The following is a 20,670-nucleotide window of genomic DNA, read 5'->3' on the forward strand; positions in this document are numbered from 1 at the left end:
TGACAAAAAACAATACGGAAGTAGGAATGAGAATGAAAACTGGTTACATCGAAATGGAAAACGGCAGCAGAATCGAATTTGAACTTTATCCGAATGAAGCGCCTAATACAGTCGCTAACTTTGAAAACCTGGCGAATACGGGCTTTTATGACGGCGTTATTTTCCACCGCGTGATTCCGGGCTTTGTCAGCCAAGGCGGAGATCCGACTGGGACAGGCATGGGCGGAAGCGGAAAAACGATCAAATGTGAAACAGAAGGCAATCCGCATAAGCACGAAGCCGGTTCTTTATCAATGGCGCATGCCGGTAAAGACACGGGTTCAAGCCAATTCTTCATCGTACATGAGCCGCAGCCGCATTTAAACGGCGTTCATACTGTATTCGGAAAAGTGACAAGCGGTTTAGAGCATGCGAAAAACATGTCTAACGGAGACAAAATGAAAGAAATCCGTGTAGAAGGATAATGACATAAAACCCGCCTTTTTCAGGCGGGTTTTTTTATGTATATGAAAATTCTCATGTGTAAATCATGAAAAAATACATATATGAACATCAGCGATCATTCTGGTATAGTGAAAAAGACCGATTACAACAATGAAAAGAGGTAGAAACGTTGGTTCAATTGGCAACCGTTTTATTTGTCATTATCATTCTCGCACTTATGATTTGGTTCAGGGTGAAAAAGGGAAACAGGCCGATTAAAGGCGGCGGCTTCGGCATCATTCTCCCGCTTTTGATTATCGCCGTCATTTTTACATTCAGCATCAGCCAGCTCATGAATATCCCGGGAAAGCCGTTTCATTTTCCCGCTCTTTGGGAGCTCGCCATCGCCGGACTGTTAGGCGCGGTATTCGGTGTCATCATGCTGTCGCAAACCGCCTATGAAATCCGGGAAGACGGCTTTGTCTACTCCAAGCGGAATAAAAACTTTAAATATGTCATTATCGCGATTATTGCGATCCGCATCGTGCTCAGCCAATATTTCAAAAACATTGACGCGGCGGAATTCGCCGTTTTAACGATGGAACTTGCTTTTGTGTATTTGTGCATTTGGCGGATCGGAAGCTTCGTGAAATACCGTAAAATCAGCAAATCCGGCTTATAAAATGAAAAAAATGGATGGGGTGCGGGGCTTATTTGCCCTCTGTGCAGGGATTCATGGTAAAATAAAAACGACCATGGCTAATGGGAGGAAATCACTTGAAATCAGAAAAAGAAAAAACTTCTAAAAAAAGCGCCGTACTTGATTGGGCGAAAGCCATTATCATCGCTGTCGTTCTGGCACTGCTCATCCGAAACTTTTTATTTGCCCCTTATCTCGTTGATGGAAGATCAATGGATCCGACGCTGCATGACCGCGAGAGAATCTTTGTCAATATGACGGTCAAATACATAAGCGACTTCAAACGCGGCCAGATCGTCGTTCTGAACGGAGAAAATGAACACTATGTCAAACGGATTATCGGACTTCCCGGCGACACGGTGCAAATGAAAAACGATCAGCTGTATATCAACGGCAAAAAAGTGTCCGAACCGTATTTAGCGGCAAACAAGAAAAAAGCGAAGCAAGACGGCTATGACCGGCTGACGGAAGACTTCGGCCCGGTGAAAGTGCCGGACGACAAATATTTCGTCATGGGTGATAACCGCAGAGAATCTATGGACAGCCGCAACGGCCTCGGTCTTTTTACGAAAAAACAAATAGCGGGCACATCAAAATTCGTCTTCTTCCCGTTTAACGAAATTCGCAAGACGAAATAAACCGTACAAGCAGTTTTCTTATAAGAAAACTGCTTTTTTATATAAATTTATCTTTCCACCCTCAAAAACAGAACATAAATTCGTATATCTATTTAATAGATAGAAAGTTTTACAGATACATGAAACATCTTCCCTTTATGAAACGTTATATGAATAACTCACGCAGGGAAGAACGGGTTTCTATTCATGAACAAAAGGAATATGACATAGTAATGAATAGATTGATACGGGCTGGAGGTAGAAAAATGGGAAGAATTAAAACAAAAGCAGCCATTTTACTTGTACTGCTGCTGTTATTGGCGGGCGGTTATATGGTCATAAACGATATTGAACTGAAAGACGTGCCGACTGCAATCGGACAAACCCTGTCCCAGGAAAAAGAAGAATATACAGTCAAGACATATAAAATTACGAAAATCGAAGGAACTGAGTACCACGGTACGGCAGCAAACGGCACAAAAATTATTTTTAACGGCGACAAGCTGAAGCAGGGTCTCTCCGATGTGAAAAAGGGAGATAAAATTAAAGCGTATTTCAGCAAATCAAACCGGATTGACGGCTTATTGAAGGTCGTCAAAGTGAACGAATAAATAAAGGCGCCTTTTATGGGAAAAGGGCGCTTTTTATTTTTCTGAATAATTAGGTGCAAATTCATTGCGCCTGCCGCAAAGGATGTTATAATAGCGGATAAGGACAAAAAAATATTGATTGTATCCTTCGGGGCTGGGTGAAAATCCCGACCGGCGGTAATAAGGCGCTTTGCGCTTTACAGCCCGTGACCCGTATGCATCTGTATACGGTGGATTCAGTGAAAAGCTGAAGCCGACAGTGAAAGTCTGGATGGGAGAAGGATGAGAGAAGCTATGCAAAAAATAAACTTACTGTATAGTCTTATTTCCTATGGATTAAAACTGGCAAAGCCCCGAACTGTGTAAACATTCGGGGCTTTTTTGACGCCAAATTGCGTGGAAGAAGGGAGGGATAACGATGGAAGAATATTATATGAATACGGCAATAGAACTTGCCAGACGCGGTGAAGGACAGACACAGTCCAATCCTCTTGTCGGCGCTGTCGTCGTCAAAAACGGACAGGTCGTCGGAATGGGCGCCCATTTGCAATACGGAGAAGCGCATGCCGAGGTTCACGCGATTCATATGGCCGGCAGACACGCAAAAGGCGCCGATTTGTATGTGACGCTGGAGCCTTGCAGCCATTACGGAAAAACACCGCCATGCGCCGAACTGATAATAAAGTCGGGGATAAAAAGGGTGTTCATTGCTGTGAAAGATCCGAATCCGCTTGTAGCCGGAAAAGGCATCGGAATGCTGGAAGCAGCGGGCATCGAAGTGAAAACCGGACTTCTCAGGCAGCAGGCAGAAGAGCTGAATAAAATGTTTCTTCACTTCATGCGGACCGGACTTCCGTATGTCACCTTGAAAGCGGCTGCGAGCCTTGACGGGAAAACAGCGACTGAAACCGGTGACAGCAAATGGATTACATCAGAGGCGGCAAGGCTTGATGCCCAGCAATACAGGAAATCGCATCAAAGCATTCTTGTCGGAGCAGGCACAGTCAAAGCCGATAATCCGAGCCTGACCTGCAGGCTTCCTGATGCAGTGAAGCAGCCGGTCAGAGTGATTCTCGATACAAAGCTGACCATTCCTGAAACGGCAAATGTGCTCACTGACGGCGCTGCGCCGACATGGATATTTACGGCCAAAGATGCAGACGTGCAAAAGAAAGACCGGCTGACCGCACTCGGAATAAAAGTTATTCCGCTGGAAACAGACCGCATTCACGTCCCTGAGGTGCTCAGCATTCTCGCTGAAAACGGCATAATGTCCGTTTATGTGGAAGGCGGAGCATCCGTACACGGAAGTTTTGTCAAGGAAGGCTGTTTTCAAGAGCTTCATTTCTATTTCGCCCCTAAATTAATCGGAGGAACGCTTGCTCCCAGCTTGATCTCCGGTGAAGGTTTTCAATCAATGAAAGATGTCCCCCATTTACAATTCACACAAATCACCCAAATCGGGCCGGATATAAAACTGACGGCCATACCTAAAGATGGAAAGGATGGTGACGATGTTTACAGGAATCGTTGAAGAAACAGGCACGATCCAAGCAATCAAAAAGACAGGCCTTTCCATGGCATTAACCATCGCCGCTTCAAAAGTGACAAGTGATGTGAAGCTTGGCGACAGCATTGCGGTAAACGGCATCTGCCTGACCGTAACCGGATTTTCTGACAATCAATTTACGGTTGATGTCATGCCGGAAACAGTGAAAGCCACTTCGCTGAACGGCTTGTCAAAAGGCAGTAAAGTAAACCTGGAAAGAGCGATGTCCGCCAACGGACGGTTCGGCGGCCACTTTGTATCAGGGCATGTGGACGGAACGGCGGAAATTACGCGGATCGAGAAAAAAAGCAACGCGGTCTATTACGATTTAAAACTTTCGCCGGAATTGACAAAAACGCTCGTATTGAAAGGTTCAATTACGGTAGACGGCGTGAGCCTGACGATTTTCGGTCTATCAGACGAAAGCGTGACGGTATCCATCATTCCGCATACCATCTCAGAAACGATTTTTCAGACGAAAACAGTCGGATCGACCGTAAATATTGAGTGTGACATGATCGGCAAATACTTATACCGCTTTTTGCACAAAACAGAACAAACGAAAAGCAATCAAACTATCACGGAAGCCTTTTTAAGCGAGAACGGCTTTTAGAAAGGAAGATCGATATGTTTCATCCGATAGAAGAGGCGTTAGAGGCGCTGAAAAAAGGTGAAGTCATCATTGTTGTCGATGATGAAGACAGAGAAAACGAAGGAGATTTCATAGCGCTGGCTGAGCATGCCACGCCGGAAGTAGTTAATTTTATGGCGACCCATGGGAGAGGCCTGATCTGCACGCCGCTGTCTGAAGACATCGCCGGCCGGCTGGATCTTCATCCGATGGTCGATCATAATACGGACTCACATGAGACCGCGTTTACGGTCAGTATTGACCACAGGCTGACAAAAACGGGCATCAGCGCGCAGGAACGATCCTTTACCATTCAGGCGCTGTTGAACGAAGAATCTGTGTCTGACGATTTTCAGCGTCCGGGCCACATTTTCCCCTTAATTGCAAAAAAAGGAGGCGTCCTGAAGCGGGCCGGCCATACGGAAGCAGCCGTTGACCTTGCAAAAGCCTGCGGATCTCAGGGAGCGGGCGTCATTTGTGAAATTATGAATGAAGACGGCACAATGGCCAGAGTGCCGGAGTTAGCCGAAATCGCCGAACGCCACCAGCTGAAAATGATTACGATAAAAGACTTAATAGAGTACCGTTACAACATTACGACACTTGTGAACAGAGAAGTTGATATTACGCTGCCGACTGACTTCGGCACGTTTAGAGTTTACGGATATACAAACGAGGTTGACGGAAAAGAACATCTCGCCTTTGTCATGGGGGATGTCCCGTTTAACAGCGAACCCGTTCTTGTCAGAGTGCACTCAGAATGCCTGACGGGCGATGTATTTGCATCCCATCGCTGTGATTGCGGACCTCAGCTTCATGCCGCGCTTGCGCAAATTGCTGAAGAAGGCCGCGGCGTTCTATTGTATTTGCGCCAGGAAGGCAGAGGAATCGGTTTAATCAATAAGCTGAAGGCGTACCGATTGCAGGAACAAGGGTATGACACGGTTGAAGCGAACGAAGCGCTCGGCTTTCTGCCTGATCTGCGCAACTACGGCATCGGCGCCCAGATTCTCCGCGACTTAGGGGTTCAGCATATGAAACTTTTAACCAACAACCCCCGGAAAATCGCCGGCCTCGAAGGATACGGTCTCAGCATTTCAGAACGGGTGCCGCTTCAAATGGAAGCGAGTGAGCATAACAAGCAGTATTTACAGACCAAAATGAAAAAACTTGGACATCTGCTTCATTTCTAAAAACAAATCTCACAAAAAAGGATGGATAACATATGAATATCATACAAGGAAACCTAGTAGGAACAGGACTTAAAATCGGAATCGTCGTCGGCAGATTTAATGAATTTATTACGAGCAAGCTGTTAAGCGGAGCGGAAGACACGTTGCTTCGCCACGGTGTAGAATCAAACGACATTGACGTCGCTTGGGTGCCGGGAGCGTTTGAAATCCCGTTTGCGGCAAAGAAAATGGCGGAAACGAAAAAATACGATGCCGTTATTACGCTCGGCACGGTTATCAGAGGAGCGACAACGCATTATGACTATGTCTGCAATGAAGCGGCAAAAGGCATTGCCCAGGCGGGAACGGCGACGGGCGTCCCGGTTATCTTCGGCATTGTGACGACTGAAACCATTGAGCAGGCCATCGAACGAGCCGGAACAAAAGCCGGAAATAAGGGAGCGGATTGCGCAGTATCTGCCATTGAAATGGCAAATTTAAACCGTTCATTTGAATAATTTGTTGAAAAGCGTTTAAAACAGCGGCGAAAATGATATAATGTGAGGAAACGGATCGCCTTTATGTATCCGTTTGATAGGACATGAATGGACATTTTGGATATAGAGGGGTTTTTATGTTAATTCGTTATAAAAAATCGTTTGAAAAGATTGCGATGGGTCTTCTGTCATTTATGCCGAATGAAAAAGATCTCAAGCAGCTTCAGCAGACAATAAAGGACTATGAAACGGATACTGGCCGCCAGCTCTTTCTTTGGAAAGAGGATGAAGATATCGTCGGAGCGATCGGAGTCGAAAAAAAGGACTCAGAAGTTGAAATCCGGCATATCAGCGTGAATCCTTCTCACCGCCATCAAGGGATCGGAAAGCAAATGATGGACGCCTTAAAACGTCTGTTCAAAACGGAGGCACTCGTTCCGAATGAATTAACGCAAAGCTTTTTTGAACGCTGTCAACATCAAAAAGATCAGGATATCTCATATAATAACTGACAAATGCTCCCGGAATCTTCACGGTTTCGGGAGCTGTTTTGATATAGAAAAAGCAGGGCTGACCGTCAGCCTCTGCTTTTTTTTCTTCTCTCAAATTCCCGTTCGCGTTCCTTAATGACATCCGTCCTGTCCCGCAGGCGGTGTTTATGAATAAGAAAGGTATCTGATACGCCGTCTTGCCCCCATGTATAGCCCTTTCGGCGGCATTCGGCAAGACATGCTTCTTTCAGGGCTTCATCTGTAATCGGCAGCATAACACTTTTATAAGGCAGGCCCGCTTCTATATCGTCTGCCAGCGTTTCTATCAGCTCAATCAGCTTCGGATGGCTGAGACCGAGAGAACAGACCGCCTGCTTTTCAGACCGGAGAATACGTAAGCTGTTGGCAATCAGGCGTTTCGCCCCGGCTTCATTTCCCCTGCGCTGGTGATACAGAGCGACGGCAAGCTGAATCAGGCCGACCCAATGAATGCTCCGCTTTTCAGCCGGGCTTTCTTTCCAATATTCCTCTAACAGTTCATGACACTCAAAATAATCTCTTGATGCGTGAAATTCGGCCAAAAAGCCGATATAAGCTTTAGGATACAAGCCGCTTCCTCCTTTTATGCTAAAACCAGTGTACCACAGCGCTATGAAAAGGAAAAAAGAGCGGCTTGGTGTCCGAAGCCTGAGGAACTAGCAGATGTAAGATGCTCCTACGACAACGAGCAAAATAAACAGAACGACAATTAATGCAAAACCCCCGCCGAAACAAGCTCCGCTCATGTGAAATCAGCCTCCCTTTGTTTCAAGTTTACACGGCTATCATATGTGCATCCGCCTTTAAAGGTATAGGCGTATATCTTCTTTTTCAGTATTTTCTAAATAACGGAGGACGTGTATAAAAGTATTGGACGAGAGCATTTCGGTGGATTATACTAAAGGGTAGCCAGTTTTTCCGGCAATGAGAGTGATATTGAAAATGGTGAGATAATGGTAGAATATCAAGTGAAAATTGATACGTTTGAAGGCCCATTGGACCTGCTGCTTCATCTGATTAACCGTCTTGAAATCGACATATACGACATACCCGTGGCAACCATTACTGAACAATATTTATTATATGTACATACAATGCAAGAGCTTGAACTTGATGTCGCCAGTGAATATCTGGTCATGGCGGCGACGCTTCTCAGCATTAAAAGCAGAATGCTGCTTCCGAAACAAGAGGAAGAGCTGTTTGAAGACGAAATGCTTGAAGAAGAAGACCCTAGGGACGAGCTGATTGAAAAACTGATTGAGTATAGAAAGTATAAAACCGCTGCGAAGGATTTAAAAGAGCGGGAAGAAGAAAGACAAAAGTCATTTACCAAGCCGCCGAGTGATTTAAGTGAGTATGCAAAAGAAATCAAACAGACCGAGCAAAAGCTGTCGGTGACCGTTTATGACATGATCGGCGCGTTTCAAAAGGTGCTTCAGCGTAAAAAAATCACGCGGCCGAAAGAAACGACCATTACAAGGCAGGAAATACCGATTGAAGACAGAATGAACGAAATCGTAAAAAGCTTAAAAACGGCGGGGAGAAGAATAAACTTCACGGAGCTTTTTCCTTCTCGGCAAAAGGACCATCTCGTCGTGACGTTTTTAGCAGTCCTGGAGCTGATGAAAAATCAGCAGATTATCATTGAACAGGAAGAAAACTTTTCAGATATATACATTACGGGGAGTGAATCCATTCATGGCGCTTGATATCGTGAATTGGAAAGCAATTGTGGAAGCCCTGCTGTATGCGGCGGGTGATGAAGGGCTGACCAAAAAGCAATTGGTGACGGTGCTTGAAATAGAAGAAGCGGAACTGGCCGGAATCATGGAAGAAGTGGCCGCTCAGTACAAGGAAGATGACAGGGGCATCGAGCTTACCGAATATGCGGATACGTATATGCTTGGAACGAAAAAAGAATTCGTGCCTTATTTGAAAAAACTAATTGAAGTGCCGTCAAAAGGGCTGTCACAGGCTTCTTTGGAAGTGCTGGCGATCGTTTCGTACAAGCAGCCGATCACACGGGCGGAAATTGAAGATATCCGGGGCGTGAAGTCTGAGCGGATTCTGCACAGCCTCGTGTCAAAAGCGCTGCTGTGTGAGGTGGGCCGCGCCGACGGTCCCGGCCGGGCGATTTTATACGGCACGACACCGGTATTTCTTGAACAATTCGGCTTGAAAACATTGGAGGAGCTCCCGCCGCTTCCTGAAAATGCGGAGGAAGACGTTCTCCAGGAGGAAGCCGATTTATTCTTTGAAAACTTCAACCAAACTTTTGAGGATATTAAATAATAATCGTTTTTCATCATACGATAGTAGGGAAAGGCCATTGATGAATGACGCAAATGACGAAGTAAAAGAGAGGAAGGAAACGGACGGAAATGGGAAATTCGATTGTGAGGGCCCATACTGAAGAAACTGGTGAATTTTTAGCCGAGGTTGTCACGATGGTCAGCAGCTATTTAAATCATACAACATTGCCGGAGATGCGGGCTCAAGGAGAGGCGGATGAGGCATACTGCCGCGACGTGCTCAGTGTGCTGAGGAGGATGACCGTCTTTTGCGAAGGCGCCCAGGAAGCCTGCCGCCGGCTCTTAATGCAGGAGCCGTTTCATGAGGTGAGAGCGGAAAAAACGCTGTATAAAGTGTATCATCAGTGCGTGGAAGAATTTTTCATGCCGAAAAAGGATACATGGTACGAAAACAGCCGCGCCGCTTATACAGGCCAAAGCGCGATTGAATTCTACCAGCAAGTGCCGGATTCGCTGCGGAGCCTTCTGCTTTCGCTCAGCAGTGAATTTCTGCGCATGCGGGAAGAATTGGCGCAATATGAAGCATCAGGCTCAAATATGGCATCAGTCAGATAAAAACTCTTCCTTTTGGAAGAGTTTTTTTTATGTGAAAGTGATGCAATTGGTATTCATAAGTCATGGACATGCGCATAAACTTGTACAAACCCACAACAAGGACGTGAGCATTCATGCGCTTTCTCAAAAAAGCTGCCGTATTTCTTTTGACTTTTGTTATTCTTTTTTCCATTACAGACGGCAATACGGCACATGCCCAAATACATGTCAGCGCAAAAAGCGCGATTATAATCGACGGAGCATCTGGCCGGGTGTTATTCGCCAAGGATGAACATCATAAGCGGCGGATTGCAAGCATTACGAAAATCATGACGGCGGTGCTGGCGATTGAATCAGGGAAAATGGAAGAGACCGTGACGGTTTCCCCGAATGCCGTAAAAACGGAAGGTTCAGCCATTTATCTTCAGCCGGGACAAAAAGTAAAGCTGAAAGATCTCGTATACGGGCTTATGCTGAGATCAGGAAATGACGCCGCTGCGGCAATAGCGGAATATGTCGGCGGAAGCCTTGACGGTTTTGTATTTATGATGAACAAAAAAGCCGAGCAAATCGGGATGGAAAATACAAAATTTCAAAATCCGCACGGGCTGGACGACCATGAAAATTTATATTCAACGGCGTATGACATGGCGCTTTTGACTAAATATGCGATGAAAATCAAGGAATACCGGACCGTTTCAGGCACAAAAGTGTATAAGGCGGAAACGATGGACCGGGTATGGAAAAATAAAAACAAGCTTCTGACTGGGCTCTACCGTTACAGCACAGGCGGAAAAACGGGTTACACAAAAATCGCGAAACGGACGCTCGTCTCGACGGCCTCAAAAGACGGTACGGATCTCATCGCGGTCACCATAAATGATCCGGATGACTGGGATGACCATATGAATATGTTTAATTATGTCTTTGATCACTATAAAACCTATGTCGTCGCTAAAAAAGGCGGCATTCCGAAGCTGAAAAAGACGTTTTACGGAAAGCGCGCTTTTATTGCCCGGGATGTCAAATATTTGTTAAAAGAGGATGAAATCGACGATGTAAAAATCAGCACAACCTTAATAAAACCGAAAAAAGCCTGGAAAAAGGACGCCTCTCTCATTCCTGATGTCGTCGGCCGGATGACTGTTATGCATGATGGGAAAGTGATCGCCAAGATCCCAGTCTATTATGAAAATGAGCGCCATAAAAAACCGAAAAAGCATTTCATTGAGACGTTTACGAGCCTGTTTATGAGCGCGGCGGGCGGTTCGTCATGGTCAATTTAATCTGGGTATGTCTGACGGTAATCGGACTTGTCTTTGCGATGTTTAACGGTACCTTGCAGGATGTGAATGAAGCCGTTTTTAAAGGAGCGAAAGAAGCGGTTACGATCTCGTTCGGATTAATGAGCGTTCTCGTGTTCTGGCTCGGCCTGATGAAAATAGCCGAGCAGTCCGGCCTTTTGGATATATTCAGCAGAATGTGCCGCCCGTTTATTTCTAAGCTGTTTCCCGATATTCCCCCTGATCATCCGGCGATGGGATACATCTTATCAAATCTCATGGCAAACTTTTTCGGACTGGGAAATGCGGCGACACCGCTCGGCATTAAAGCCATGGAGCAGATGAAAAAGCTGAATGGAGCTAAGTCTGAGGCCAGCCGTTCCATGATTACCTTTTTGGCGGTAAATACTTCGAGTATTACATTGATACCGACAACCGTCATTGCCGTGCGCATGGCTTACTCGGCGAAATCACCGACCGATATCGTCGGGCCGACCATCTTAGCGACTTTAATTTCGGGGATCGGCGCGATTTTCATTGACCGCTACTTCTGGTACCGCCGCAAAAGAAAAGGGAGGTAAGCGAATGGAAATGGTGAATTGGCTGTCTTTAGCCATGATTCCGATTATTATCGCCGGTATATTGATATACGGCACGATCAAAAAAGTGCCGACGTATGAATCATTCGTTGAAGGCGGAAAAGAAGGAATTGAGATTGCGTTTTCCATCATTCCGTATTTGGTCGGGATGCTGGTGGCGATTACCGTATTCCGGGCCTCAGGCGCGCTGGATTTTGTCATGGGGCTGTGCAAGCCTTTCTTTACAGCGCTCGGCATTCCCGCAGAAGTCGTGCCGCTTGCTCTGATCCGCCCGATTTCGGGAACGGCGGCGCTCGGCATGACGACAGATCTGATCGCCGTGTACGGGCCTGATTCATTTATCGGCAGACTGGCCTCGGTCATGCAGGGATCGACTGACACGACGCTGTATGTCCTGACGGTGTATTTCGGGGCGGTCGGCATCAAAAAAATGGGGGATGCTTTAAAGGTTGGTCTTCTTGCTGATTTGATCGGGGTGGTTGCATCAATCATCATAGTTACGTTATTATTTGGAAGCGCCTGAAATCAGGCGCTTTTTATATATCAGAATAACTCTCCCTGAAAAAGCTTGTTTGTTCAAGGGGAAAAAAGTAAGATTATACTTGAGGTGAACGACATGGAAAGACTGCAAAAAGTTATTGCTCATGCCGGCGTGGCATCACGCAGAAAGGCGGAAGAGCTGATAAAAGAAGGAAAAGTAAAGGTGAATGGAAAAGTAATAACAGAGCTCGGCGTAAAAGTGACCGGTTCTGATCAGATTGAAGTAAACGGATTAAAGGTGGAGCGGGAAGAACCCGTGTACTTTCTGCTTTATAAACCGAGAGGAGTGATCTCAGCAGCTGATGACGACAAAGGGCGGAAAGTGGTGACCGACTTTTTCAAAGAAGTGCCGCAGCGCATTTATCCGATCGGCAGGCTTGATTATGATACGAGCGGACTTTTATTGCTGACAAATGACGGCGAGTTTGCCAACAAACTCATGCATCCGAAATACGAAATTGATAAGACATACGTCGCCAAAGTGAAGGGGATTCCTTCCAAGGAACTTCTGAGAAAGCTTGAGCGCGGCATTCAGCTTGAAGAAGGCAAGACGGCGCCGGCCAGAGCGAAAATGCTTTCCCTGGACAAAAGAAAGCAGACGAGCATCATTCAGCTGACGATTCATGAAGGCCGGAACAGACAGGTCCGCCGCATGTTCGAGGCGATCGGTCATGACGTGCTGAAACTAAAACGTGAAGAATACGCATTTTTAGATTTAAGAGGCCTGCGCACAGGAGACGCAAGAGAATTGTCGCCGCATGAGGTGAAAAGGCTGCGGGCTTTAGCTGAACACGGTAAAAACGCTTTCTAATTTTCACATAACCTTCAAAAATTACAAAACGTGTTGATGATATAATTGAATGGATTTGCAGGCAGGGGAGGGGAGCAGTGTACAATGAACAAAAAACGGCGGCGTTTATTCATTCGGACCGGCATCCTTCTCATCTTACTCTGCGCGCTCGGATATACCATCTATAATGCCGTATACACAAACGGAGAGCGTATATCTGAGGGGTCCAAAGCCCCGAATTTCGCGCTGAAAGATACAGAGGGCAGACTCATAGAACTGAGTCAGTTAAAAGGAAAAGGTGTTTTTCTGAATTTCTGGGGAACGTGGTGCGAGCCGTGCAAGCAGGAATTTCCCTACATGGAGAATCAATACAAGCATTTTAAAGACCTCGGTGTCGAGGTGGTTGCGGTAAATGTCGGCGAATCAAAAATTGCAGTACATAATTTTATGAAAACATACGGCGTCAATTTCCCGGTTGCGCTCGATACTGACCGGCAAGTGCTGGACGCGTACGGCGTATCACCTATTCCGACGACATTTTTGATCAATCCCGACGGAAACGTCGTGAAAGTGGTGACCGGCACGATGACAGAACGCATGGTTCATGACTATATGAATTTAATTAAGCCGGAGGCGTCTTCATGAAAAAGGTCAAATGTGAATGCGGGCACGTGAATCCAGCCGGGACGGTTTTGTGCGAGTCGTGCGGGAAGCCGCTTGATGATCAAAAATCGCCGCTTGCGGATATGCGGTACGACGGCAGCGCAAGGCGTTCGCAAACATATAACAAAACAATCGTAGATAAGGTATGGAACTTCTTTTCTTCCGTAAAAGTCGGAATATGGCTGATCGTCATTACTCTGGCGGCGTCTGCTTTCGGCACGGTTTTTCCGCAGGAAGCTTATCTGCCGCCGGGCGCCCAGCCGGATACATATTATGAACAGCAGTACGGCATAATCGGTCAACTGTATTATCTGCTGGGATTTCATCACCTGTACGGCTCATGGTGGTATATGCTCCTGATCGCATCCATTGGCATATCACTGGTCATCTGCAGTCTGGATCGGGTGATTCCTTTGTACAGGGCGCTGAAAAATCAAGGAGTACGGCGGAATCCGGTCTTTTTGAAGAGGCAGCGTCTATACAGCCGGACAGAAACCGAGCTGAGCGGGGATGCGGCTGATAGCCTCAGAACACGATTGAAAAAAAAGCATTATAGAGTGCGAGAACAAGAGGGTAGCATTCTGGCGGAAAAAGGCCGTTTTTCAAGGTGGGGGCCCTACGTCAATCATATCGGCCTGATCATTTTTCTGATCGGAGCCATGCTGAGATTTGTACCCGGTATGTATGTCGATGAAACGCTCTGGGTCCGTGAAGGCGAAACCGCCCAGATCCCCGGCACTGACGGCAAATATTACTTAAAAAACAACCGGTTTACGATGCAGACATATAACAAAGACACTGAGAAAAAAGTATTCGCCGACGCCATTGACAGAGCCGGAAACGGCAAAGTCGCCAAATCCTTCACAACGGACGCGGTTTTGTACAAAAGGGAAGGCGACATTGTATTCGGTGAAAAGCCGAAGCTTAAAAGAGTCAAAGAAAACAATATCCGCGTCAATGAACCGCTGCGCTTTGACTCCTATTCTGTGTATCAGGTGGACTATAAAGAAAACCAGCTCGATCAGATGGTATTTCAGCTGATCGACCAAAAAACAAAACAGTCATTCGGCAAACTGAAGATCAATCTTCTTGATCCCGACACGGACTATGATCTTGGTAACGGTTACAAAGTGCAGATCGCCAGTTATCTTCCTGATTTTTATTTTAACAAGGACGGAGAACCGAGCACGAAAACGAAGGTTCCTAACAATCCGGCTTTTGTCTTTAAAATCACGGCTCCTGACAAGCCGAAAGGGGAGAAAAGTTTTGTTGCGATTCAGCAGACTGTTGAAGGTTCCGAAAGTAACAAGTACAAATTAAAATTCGACCATGTGGAAACGAAAAACATTACAGGACTCACCGTCAGAAAAGACTTAACCTTATGGGTGCTTGCCGTCGGCGGCGCGATCTTTATGATCGGCGTCATTCAAGGAATGTACTGGCAGCACAGAAGGATCTGGATCAAAACAGGTGATCATGAAGTGCTTGTGGCGGGACATACGAACAAAAACTGGTTCGGTCTGAAAAAAGATATCGATTTTGTTCTTAGCGGGACCGGGATTCAAGAGCCGGCCGATCAAAAAGAATTGGCCAAAAATCAGGCCTAGTGAAAAAGGAGTGGTGTCATGGCGGAGCTGAGCGCAAATTTTCTTTATGCTGCCTTTTTGATTTATTTAATTGCCGTCCCGGTTTTCGGCGGCGCCATCCGGGGAACAAAAGGTGCTAAGGACGGTAAGGGCCGCTGGTCGGCTATCGGAATCACGTTAACCATTTTCGGATTTCTTTGTCATCTCGGCTACTTCATTGCGAGATGGTCGGCAAGCGGACATGCGCCTGTCAGCAATATGTTTGAATTTACGACGTCATTCGGCATGATGCTTGTTCTCGCTTTTATTATTATTTACTTTATTTACAGACTGCCTTCATTAGGCATGTTCACATTGTCTATCGCGCTTTTGCTTATCGCATATGCAAGCATGTTTCCGACAGACATCACGCCGCTTATTCCGTCACTGCAGAGCAATTGGCTGTACATTCACGTCACAACGGCGGCGCTCGGGCAGGCGATTCTTGCGATCAGTTTTGTAGCCGGCGTCATTTTCCTGTTAAAGCATGTCGACCAATCCAGACCGGGCAAAAAAACGTTCTGGCTTGAAGTCATCATGTTTATACTCGTGACGACCGTGGCATTTATCGCCGTCACGTCGGCATTCCGGCTGGCGGACTACAAAGCTGAATTTAATTGGGTGGATAAAAAAGAGGCCAAAAGCGTCATGATATATGATATGCCTGCGCTTGTCGGCCCGCATGATGGAGAACTGCTTACGGAAGGCGCAATGAAGCCGCTTATTGAGCTTCCGGCCATTTTTTCAGGCAGAAAGGTCAATACGGTGATCTGGTCGTTTGGCGCAGGTCTCGTTTTATACGGTGCGCTCAGGCTGATATTCAGAAAGAGAATCAGCGCTCTTATAAGCCCGCTCGTCAAAAATGTGAATCTGGACTTGGTCGATGAAGTCGGCTACCGCGCTGTTTCCATCGGTTTTCCGGTATTCACACTCGGCGCGCTTGTGTTTGCGATGATTTGGGCGCAGCTTGCATGGACGCGTTTTTGGGGCTGGGACCCGAAGGAAGTATGGGCGCTGATCACCTTTTTATTTTACGCAGCGTATTTGCACTTGCGGCTGTCAAGAGGCTGGCATGGCGAAAAGTCCGCGTGGCTTGCCGTCATCGGCTTCGCCATTATTATGTTTAACTTAATTTTTGTGAATCTCGTGCTTGCCGGACTTCATTCGTACGCATAGATGCAAAAAGCCGATACAGTTCTCAAGCTGCCGCACAGTTTGTTAAAATGAAAGTAACAGAAGGAAAGCAGGGGGAAAACGATGGATCAAACAAATGAAACTAAAATATTAGTAGTAGATGATGAAGCCAGAATTCGACGCCTTTTAAGAATGTACCTTGAACGGGAAAACTATGTGATTGAAGAAGCGGAAAACGGCGACGAGGCCATTAAAATGGGGCTGGCATCAGATTATGATCTGGTGCTCTTGGATTTAATGATGCCGGGAACGGACGGAATAGAAGTATGCCGGCAGCTCAGAGAAAAAAAAGCGACGCCGATTATCATGCTGACGGCAAAAGGGGAAGAAGCCAACCGCGTCCAGGGGTTTGAAGCGGGTACGGACGATTATATCGTCAAGCCTTTCAGCCCGAGGGAAGTGGTGCTTCGGGTAAAGGCGCTTTTAAGAAGGGCTTCCCAAACATCTTATCTGACAGCCAATACCCCGACAAAAAATGTGCTCGTCTTTTCACATCTATCTATTGATCACGATGCTCACAGGGTGACTGCGGACGGCACAGAGGTGAGCCTGACGCCGAAGGAATATGAACTGCTGTACTTCCTGGCGAAAACACCGGACAAAGTATACGACAGGGAAAAGCTTTTAAAAGAAGTGTGGCAGTATGAATTTTTCGGAGACCTCAGAACGGTGGACACCCATGTCAAACGGCTCCGTGAAAAATTAAATAAAGTATCCCCGGGAGCGGCGAAAAAAATCGTCACCGTATGGGGAGTCGGATACAAATTTGAGGTAGGCGCTGAATGAAGTTTTGGAAAAGCGTAGTAGGAAAGCTTTGGTTTACCATTCTTTCACTCGTGTTAATTGTTTTATTTATTTTAACGGTGCTGCTTCTGGAATTTATAGAAAATTACCACGTTGAAGAAGCGGAAAAAGATTTAACGCAGCTTGCCGATAAAATTGCGGTCATAATAGAAAATCATGAAGACCAGCCGCTTGCCAGATCCATCACGTGGGAACTGGCGGACAATTTAACGAGCATCGCGATCATTCAGGATGATAAGCATGTCTGGTATTCGCCCAATGACGATAATCATTTATCCTCTATTACATTAGAGCAGATCAAACATGACCGGGATCTGCACAAGGCGCTGACAGACCGCAAAAAAGTAAGTAAACGCGCGGTCCCCAACAATGCCGGTTCGGATAACGAACGGCTGATCGTCGGAGTGCCGTATGAAAAAGACGGCAAAAAAGGCATGGTCTTTTTATCCCAATCGCTGCTTGCCGTCAAAGATACGACGAAACATACAACACGCTATATTTTTCTTGCGGCGGGCATTGCCATCGTCCTGACAACGTTTTTCGCGTTCTTTTTATCCAGCAGGGTGACATATCCCCTTCGGAAAATGCGGGAAGGCGCCCAAGACTTGGCGAAAGGAAAGTTTGATACAAAAATTCCGATTCTGACCCAAGATGAAATCGGGGAACTGGCTATTGCCTTTAATCAGATGGGACGGCAGCTCAATTTCCATATTAACGCGCTGAATCAGGAAAAAGAACAGCTGTCCAATATTTTAAGCAGTATGGCAGACGGGGTCATTACCATTAATATCGACGGCACCATTTTGGTGACCAACCCGCCGGCCGAACGTTTTCTGCAGGCATGGTATTATGAGCAGAACATGAACATTAAAGAAGGAGACAACCTTCCCCCTGAAGCAAAAGAGCTATTTCAAAATGCAGTGAACACGGAAAAAGAGCAAATGATTGAAATGACGCTTCAAGGAAGGTCATGGGTTTTATTGATGTCACCTCTTTATGCGGAATCACACGTCCGCGGCGCCGTGGCCGTGCTCCGTGATATGACCGAAGAGCGCAGGCTCGATAAATTGCGTGAAGACTTCATTGCCAATGTCAGTCATGAGCTCAGAACCCCGATTTCTATGCTGCAGGGATACAGCGAAGCAATAGTGGACGACATTGCAAGCACTGAAGAGGAGAAAAAAGAAATCGCGCAGATCATTTATGATGAATCTCTTCGCATGGGCCGGCTCGTCAATGATTTGCTGGATTTGGCCAGAATGGAATCCGGACATACGGGCCTGCACTATGAAACGGTAAACCTGCATGAATTTCTGGAGAAGATCTCCCGCAAATTTTCCGGGGTAGCGAAGGAAAAAGGCGTTTCGCTCACAGAAGACATCTCGGTGTCTCAGCCGGAGTGTGTCTTTGACGAAGACAAAATGGAACAGGTGTTTACCAACCTTATAGATAATGCGCTGCGCCACACGGAGTCAGGCGGAAGCGTTCATATCGCGGCTCAGACCGTAAAAGACGGACTGAAAATCGATATCAAAGATTCCGGCTCTGGAATACCGGAAGAGGACCTGCCTTTTATTTTTGAACGTTTTTATAAAGCGGACAAAGCAAGAACAAGAGGCAGGGCGGGGACCGGGCTCGGGCTCGCCATCGTAAAAAATATCGTGGAAGCCCACGGCGGCTCAATTGCGGTTCACAGCAGCATCGACAAAGGGACGACGTTTACATTTTATATTCCGACAAAAGTGCAGGATGACGTCTGAAATTGACGAACAATCTTGTTCCATACGAAACACCCGCATGTTCTGCGGGTGTTTTTTTATTTGTTTCTCCTTTAAAAATTTAAGAATATGTTAATATAAATTCCCTTCCAAATTCCAGTTTCTCGTAATATAGTTGTAATGTAACTTTTCAACGCATTTTTACGACAAAAAAGTGAACGGAGGGGTTTCCCATGGAAGAAACCTTTCAGATATTATATGATGCATACCATCAAGATTTATATCAATTTTTATTTTATATGGTAAAAGATAAGTCGCAGGCTGAAGATTTGGCGCAGGAAGTGTATATCCGCGTCTTGAATTCCTATCATACATTTGAAGGAAGAAGCAGTGAAAAAACATGGCTGTTGTCCATCGCACGCCATGTGGCGATTGACTGGTTCCGCAAGCAGCAGACGATCAGACAGCGTATTATGGGTACGTTTGATTGGGATACACAAGATGTCAGAGATCAGCATTTGCTTCCGGACGAACTCGCCGTACAGCATGAAAACGTCCGGGAAATTTATACCGCGCTTGATCATTGCACCATTGATCAAAGAGCTGTTATTATCTTGAGATTTATTCAGGGATATTCCATTCAGGAAACAGCCGCCGCTCTCCGCTTCTCGGAAAGCAAAGTCAAAACGACCCAACACAGAGGGCTCAAAATACTTCGGAAACAGATGGAGCTTTTGAGGGAGGAGCTAATGGATGATGAAGTCATATTGGAACGAAGAAAGAGTAGAGGAGTTGTTAAGACAACTTCCGGCGGTTAGAGATCATCGTTCACCCGAGGCCATTTACCGGAATATTGAAACAGGTAAACCGTACAGGAAAAAGCCGGCCCGAAGCTGGATCGGCCCCGCCGCAGCCGGCGTCTGCGCATTGTGCATCGCTCTGATTATATCTCCTCACCTGATGACAAACAAATCTTCCGGTGATCTGACCGCTGACAGCCGTCAGACTGAAAAAGCCAGTCAGTCAGCTTCTGTTAAGCCGCCGGATCAGAAGACGTTCGTCGTCTCAAACCAAAACAAAAACAATTACATTACTTTGGCATTTGCCGATTCAGAAACATCCGCCGTCATTCCGGTCAGTTTTGAAAAAAAGAAGCCGGGTGAATCGGTTTCAGAGGCTTTATCCGAAGCGGAAAACCTAGAAGTGCCCGAATCCTTCCTGTCTGTGCCGAACCTTTTGGACGGTGTGCAGGTAACGGCGGATAAGAAGGATTTGCTTGTGCAGGTAAACGGACGGCTTTCTATCGAATCAGTTGCCGATGCTGACTTATTGAAAAAGATGCTGAAAGAGACTTTGACATGGAGTCCTTACGAGCGGATTAAATTGAAAAAGGTTCAAAACGGAGCCGGACAGGATTTTTATAAATCTTACGGCATTTCCGCTGAGATGTCCGTACATAAACAGACAAACCGGGCGTATTTTTCTTACAGCGACAGTCTGGGACAAGAGTATCTCATCCCGTCTGAACAAACCTATTATTCAGTATATCAGGCTATTGACGGGATGAAGACAACAGACGGAGGCTCACAGACCGCGAGCATTATAGAAGCAGATGCGATTGCATCGGTATCGGAAAGGGAAGACGGCGAGCAGCTGCGGATTCAATTGTCCGAAAAACATAAGGTTGAAGATTCGCTGGAAGGGATTTTAATGATCGAAGGGCTTCTGTTAACCGCGAAGGAATTCGGTTATTCTGAGGTGCTGTTCACACATGCGCATACAAAGAAAATCGGTAATTATGATGTGACAAAACCTATCGCTGTGCCTGCCGCGCCTAATCCGCTTCCAAGCCATTAAACGTAAAAAAACCCAAAACATATGAATGTTTTGGGTTTTTTG

General features: G+C 46.3%; 25 protein-coding genes and 1 riboswitch. Of the genes, 23 read left to right on the forward strand and 2 right to left on the reverse strand.

The genetic code is table 11. The annotated features are described in order from the left end of the window. The first annotated feature begins 32 nt into the window (after positions 1–32). The 9 genes from ACNFN4_RS04005 to ribT all read left to right on the forward strand — a co-directional run bounded on the left by ACNFN4_RS04005 (position 33) and on the right by ribT (position 6,691). Complete coding sequence (locus ACNFN4_RS04005; protein WP_003153363.1) at positions 33–464, forward strand: peptidylprolyl isomerase; 432 nt, start codon at positions 33–35, stop codon at positions 462–464. A 149-nt stretch (positions 465–613) separates the two neighbouring features. Further along, a complete protein-coding gene (locus ACNFN4_RS04010; RefSeq protein ID WP_014418284.1) occupies positions 614–1,105 on the forward strand; it encodes a CcdC protein domain-containing protein in 492 nt (163 codons plus the stop codon). An 80-nt stretch (positions 1,106–1,185) separates the two neighbouring features. Then, a complete protein-coding gene (gene lepB / locus ACNFN4_RS04015; RefSeq protein ID WP_014721447.1) occupies positions 1,186–1,761 on the forward strand; it encodes a signal peptidase I in 576 nt (191 codons plus the stop codon). A 245-nt stretch (positions 1,762–2,006) separates the two neighbouring features. Then, the gene (locus ACNFN4_RS04020; protein WP_448200006.1) at positions 2,007–2,351 is read left to right on the forward strand and encodes a hypothetical protein; all 345 of its coding nucleotides are present in this window, start codon (positions 2,007–2,009) and stop codon (positions 2,349–2,351) included. 119 nt (positions 2,352–2,470) lie between these two features. After that, a riboswitch (FMN riboswitch) is annotated at positions 2,471–2,617 on the forward strand. Positions 2,618–2,748: 131 nt separating this feature from the next. Then, positions 2,749–3,864 carry a bifunctional diaminohydroxyphosphoribosylaminopyrimidine deaminase/5-amino-6-(5-phosphoribosylamino)uracil reductase RibD gene (ribD, locus tag ACNFN4_RS04025; RefSeq protein WP_448200007.1) on the forward strand — a complete coding sequence of 372 codons (1,116 nt, stop codon included), beginning with the start codon at positions 2,749–2,751 and terminating at the stop codon, positions 3,862–3,864. Beyond that, positions 3,845–4,492, forward strand: a complete 648-nt coding sequence (ribE, locus tag ACNFN4_RS04030; protein ID WP_007409425.1) for a riboflavin synthase — start codon at positions 3,845–3,847, stop codon at positions 4,490–4,492. The genes ribD and ribE overlap by 20 nt, the downstream gene beginning before the upstream one ends. 14 nt (positions 4,493–4,506) lie before the next feature. Further along, positions 4,507–5,703: a bifunctional 3,4-dihydroxy-2-butanone-4-phosphate synthase/GTP cyclohydrolase II gene (locus ACNFN4_RS04035; protein WP_014418281.1), complete on the forward strand. Its 1,197-nt coding sequence runs from the start codon at positions 4,507–4,509 to the stop codon at positions 5,701–5,703. 32 nt (positions 5,704–5,735) lie between these two features. Continuing rightward, complete coding sequence (gene ribH, locus ACNFN4_RS04040; protein WP_003153372.1) at positions 5,736–6,200, forward strand: 6,7-dimethyl-8-ribityllumazine synthase; 465 nt, start codon at positions 5,736–5,738, stop codon at positions 6,198–6,200. A gap of 116 nt (positions 6,201–6,316) precedes the next feature. Beyond that, entirely contained in the window at positions 6,317–6,691 is a 375-nt protein-coding gene (gene ribT, locus ACNFN4_RS04045) for a GNAT family N-acetyltransferase RibT (protein ID WP_003153373.1), read from the forward strand. Between the two features lie 65 nt (positions 6,692–6,756). Here ribT and ACNFN4_RS04050 read toward each other — a convergent pair whose 3' ends face one another. Beyond that, positions 6,757–7,278 carry a DUF309 domain-containing protein gene (locus ACNFN4_RS04050; RefSeq protein WP_110124232.1) on the reverse strand — a complete coding sequence of 174 codons (522 nt, stop codon included), beginning with the start codon at positions 7,276–7,278 and terminating at the stop codon, positions 6,757–6,759. A gap of 87 nt (positions 7,279–7,365) precedes the next feature. Continuing rightward, positions 7,366–7,455 carry a YjcZ family sporulation protein gene (locus ACNFN4_RS04055; protein WP_003153376.1) on the reverse strand — a complete coding sequence of 30 codons (90 nt, stop codon included), beginning with the start codon at positions 7,453–7,455 and terminating at the stop codon, positions 7,366–7,368. A 207-nt stretch (positions 7,456–7,662) separates the two neighbouring features. Between ACNFN4_RS04055 and ACNFN4_RS04060 the strand changes: the two genes are divergently transcribed. From ACNFN4_RS04060 to ACNFN4_RS04125, 14 genes are all read left to right on the forward strand, one after another. Continuing rightward, a complete protein-coding gene (locus ACNFN4_RS04060; RefSeq protein ID WP_007409427.1) occupies positions 7,663–8,418 on the forward strand; it encodes a segregation/condensation protein A in 756 nt (251 codons plus the stop codon). Beyond that, a complete protein-coding gene (gene scpB / locus ACNFN4_RS04065; protein WP_007409428.1) occupies positions 8,408–9,001 on the forward strand; it encodes an SMC-Scp complex subunit ScpB in 594 nt (197 codons plus the stop codon). Before ACNFN4_RS04060 ends, scpB begins: the two co-directional genes overlap by 11 nt. 89 nt (positions 9,002–9,090) lie before the next feature. Then, the gene (locus tag ACNFN4_RS04070; protein WP_003153380.1) at positions 9,091–9,576 is read left to right on the forward strand and encodes a DUF3907 family protein; all 486 of its coding nucleotides are present in this window, start codon (positions 9,091–9,093) and stop codon (positions 9,574–9,576) included. Positions 9,577–9,689: 113 nt separating this feature from the next. Next, positions 9,690–10,841, forward strand: a complete 1,152-nt coding sequence (locus tag ACNFN4_RS04075) for a D-alanyl-D-alanine carboxypeptidase family protein (protein ID WP_021494253.1) — start codon at positions 9,690–9,692, stop codon at positions 10,839–10,841. Then, positions 10,829–11,419 carry a nucleoside recognition domain-containing protein gene (locus tag ACNFN4_RS04080; RefSeq protein ID WP_448200008.1) on the forward strand — a complete coding sequence of 197 codons (591 nt, stop codon included), beginning with the start codon at positions 10,829–10,831 and terminating at the stop codon, positions 11,417–11,419. Before ACNFN4_RS04075 ends, ACNFN4_RS04080 begins: the two co-directional genes overlap by 13 nt. Positions 11,420–11,423: 4 nt before the next feature. Continuing rightward, positions 11,424–11,960 carry a spore maturation protein SpmB gene (gene spmB / locus ACNFN4_RS04085; protein ID WP_003153387.1) on the forward strand — a complete coding sequence of 179 codons (537 nt, stop codon included), beginning with the start codon at positions 11,424–11,426 and terminating at the stop codon, positions 11,958–11,960. A gap of 93 nt (positions 11,961–12,053) precedes the next feature. After that, positions 12,054–12,788, forward strand: a complete 735-nt coding sequence (rluB, locus tag ACNFN4_RS04090; protein ID WP_007612296.1) for a 23S rRNA pseudouridine(2605) synthase RluB — start codon at positions 12,054–12,056, stop codon at positions 12,786–12,788. A gap of 84 nt (positions 12,789–12,872) precedes the next feature. Further along, the gene (gene resA / locus ACNFN4_RS04095; RefSeq protein WP_014418277.1) at positions 12,873–13,412 is read left to right on the forward strand and encodes a thiol-disulfide oxidoreductase ResA; all 540 of its coding nucleotides are present in this window, start codon (positions 12,873–12,875) and stop codon (positions 13,410–13,412) included. Continuing rightward, on the forward strand, positions 13,409–15,037 hold the full coding sequence (resB, locus tag ACNFN4_RS04100; protein WP_448200009.1) for a cytochrome c biogenesis protein ResB: 1,629 nt from the start codon (positions 13,409–13,411) through the stop codon (positions 15,035–15,037). Before resA ends, resB begins: the two co-directional genes overlap by 4 nt. An 18-nt stretch (positions 15,038–15,055) precedes the next feature. Next, complete coding sequence (gene ccsB / locus ACNFN4_RS04105) at positions 15,056–16,231, forward strand: c-type cytochrome biogenesis protein CcsB (protein WP_003153395.1); 1,176 nt, start codon at positions 15,056–15,058, stop codon at positions 16,229–16,231. Between the two features lie 81 nt (positions 16,232–16,312). Beyond that, complete coding sequence (resD, locus tag ACNFN4_RS04110; RefSeq protein WP_003153397.1) at positions 16,313–17,035, forward strand: DNA-binding response regulator ResD; 723 nt, start codon at positions 16,313–16,315, stop codon at positions 17,033–17,035. Then, positions 17,032–18,813 (forward strand): ATP-binding protein, encoded by a 1,782-nt coding sequence (locus ACNFN4_RS04115; protein ID WP_007409435.1) that lies wholly within the window; start codon positions 17,032–17,034, stop codon positions 18,811–18,813. Before resD ends, ACNFN4_RS04115 begins: the two co-directional genes overlap by 4 nt. Positions 18,814–19,004: 191 nt before the next feature. After that, complete coding sequence (gene sigX, locus ACNFN4_RS04120) at positions 19,005–19,589, forward strand: RNA polymerase sigma factor SigX (protein ID WP_014418276.1); 585 nt, start codon at positions 19,005–19,007, stop codon at positions 19,587–19,589. After that, positions 19,564–20,628, forward strand: coding sequence for a sugar dehydratase (locus tag ACNFN4_RS04125; protein ID WP_448200025.1), 1,065 nt, complete (start codon positions 19,564–19,566; stop codon positions 20,626–20,628). Before sigX ends, ACNFN4_RS04125 begins: the two co-directional genes overlap by 26 nt. Positions 20,629–20,670 lie beyond the last annotated feature (42 nt).

The sequence above is a fragment of the Bacillus sp. N1(2025) genome (assembly GCF_053470005.1).

Coding starts and splice junctions, on each gene's coding strand:
- ACNFN4_RS04005 (WP_003153363.1), top strand. CDS start 33: ATGAAAACTGGTTACATCGAAATGGAAAACGGCAGCAGAATCGAATTT.
- lepB (WP_014721447.1), top strand. CDS start 1,186: ATGGGAGGAAATCACTTGAAATCAGAAAAAGAAAAAACTTCTAAAAAA.
- ACNFN4_RS04020 (WP_448200006.1), top strand. CDS start 2,007: ATGGGAAGAATTAAAACAAAAGCAGCCATTTTACTTGTACTGCTGCTG.
- ribD (WP_448200007.1), top strand. CDS start 2,749: ATGGAAGAATATTATATGAATACGGCAATAGAACTTGCCAGACGCGGT.
- ribE (WP_007409425.1), top strand. CDS start 3,845: ATGTTTACAGGAATCGTTGAAGAAACAGGCACGATCCAAGCAATCAAA.
- ACNFN4_RS04035 (WP_014418281.1), top strand. CDS start 4,507: ATGTTTCATCCGATAGAAGAGGCGTTAGAGGCGCTGAAAAAAGGTGAA.
- ribH (WP_003153372.1), top strand. CDS start 5,736: ATGAATATCATACAAGGAAACCTAGTAGGAACAGGACTTAAAATCGGA.
- ribT (WP_003153373.1), top strand. CDS start 6,317: ATGTTAATTCGTTATAAAAAATCGTTTGAAAAGATTGCGATGGGTCTT.
- ACNFN4_RS04055 (WP_003153376.1), bottom strand. CDS start 7,455: ATGAGCGGAGCTTGTTTCGGCGGGGGTTTTGCATTAATTGTCGTTCTG.
- ACNFN4_RS04060 (WP_007409427.1), top strand. CDS start 7,663: ATGGTAGAATATCAAGTGAAAATTGATACGTTTGAAGGCCCATTGGAC.
- scpB (WP_007409428.1), top strand. CDS start 8,408: ATGGCGCTTGATATCGTGAATTGGAAAGCAATTGTGGAAGCCCTGCTG.
- ACNFN4_RS04070 (WP_003153380.1), top strand. CDS start 9,091: ATGGGAAATTCGATTGTGAGGGCCCATACTGAAGAAACTGGTGAATTT.
- ACNFN4_RS04075 (WP_021494253.1), top strand. CDS start 9,690: ATGCGCTTTCTCAAAAAAGCTGCCGTATTTCTTTTGACTTTTGTTATT.
- ACNFN4_RS04080 (WP_448200008.1), top strand. CDS start 10,829: ATGGTCAATTTAATCTGGGTATGTCTGACGGTAATCGGACTTGTCTTT.
- spmB (WP_003153387.1), top strand. CDS start 11,424: ATGGAAATGGTGAATTGGCTGTCTTTAGCCATGATTCCGATTATTATC.
- rluB (WP_007612296.1), top strand. CDS start 12,054: ATGGAAAGACTGCAAAAAGTTATTGCTCATGCCGGCGTGGCATCACGC.
- resA (WP_014418277.1), top strand. CDS start 12,873: ATGAACAAAAAACGGCGGCGTTTATTCATTCGGACCGGCATCCTTCTC.
- resB (WP_448200009.1), top strand. CDS start 13,409: ATGAAAAAGGTCAAATGTGAATGCGGGCACGTGAATCCAGCCGGGACG.
- ccsB (WP_003153395.1), top strand. CDS start 15,056: ATGGCGGAGCTGAGCGCAAATTTTCTTTATGCTGCCTTTTTGATTTAT.
- resD (WP_003153397.1), top strand. CDS start 16,313: ATGGATCAAACAAATGAAACTAAAATATTAGTAGTAGATGATGAAGCC.
- ACNFN4_RS04115 (WP_007409435.1), top strand. CDS start 17,032: ATGAAGTTTTGGAAAAGCGTAGTAGGAAAGCTTTGGTTTACCATTCTT.
- sigX (WP_014418276.1), top strand. CDS start 19,005: ATGGAAGAAACCTTTCAGATATTATATGATGCATACCATCAAGATTTA.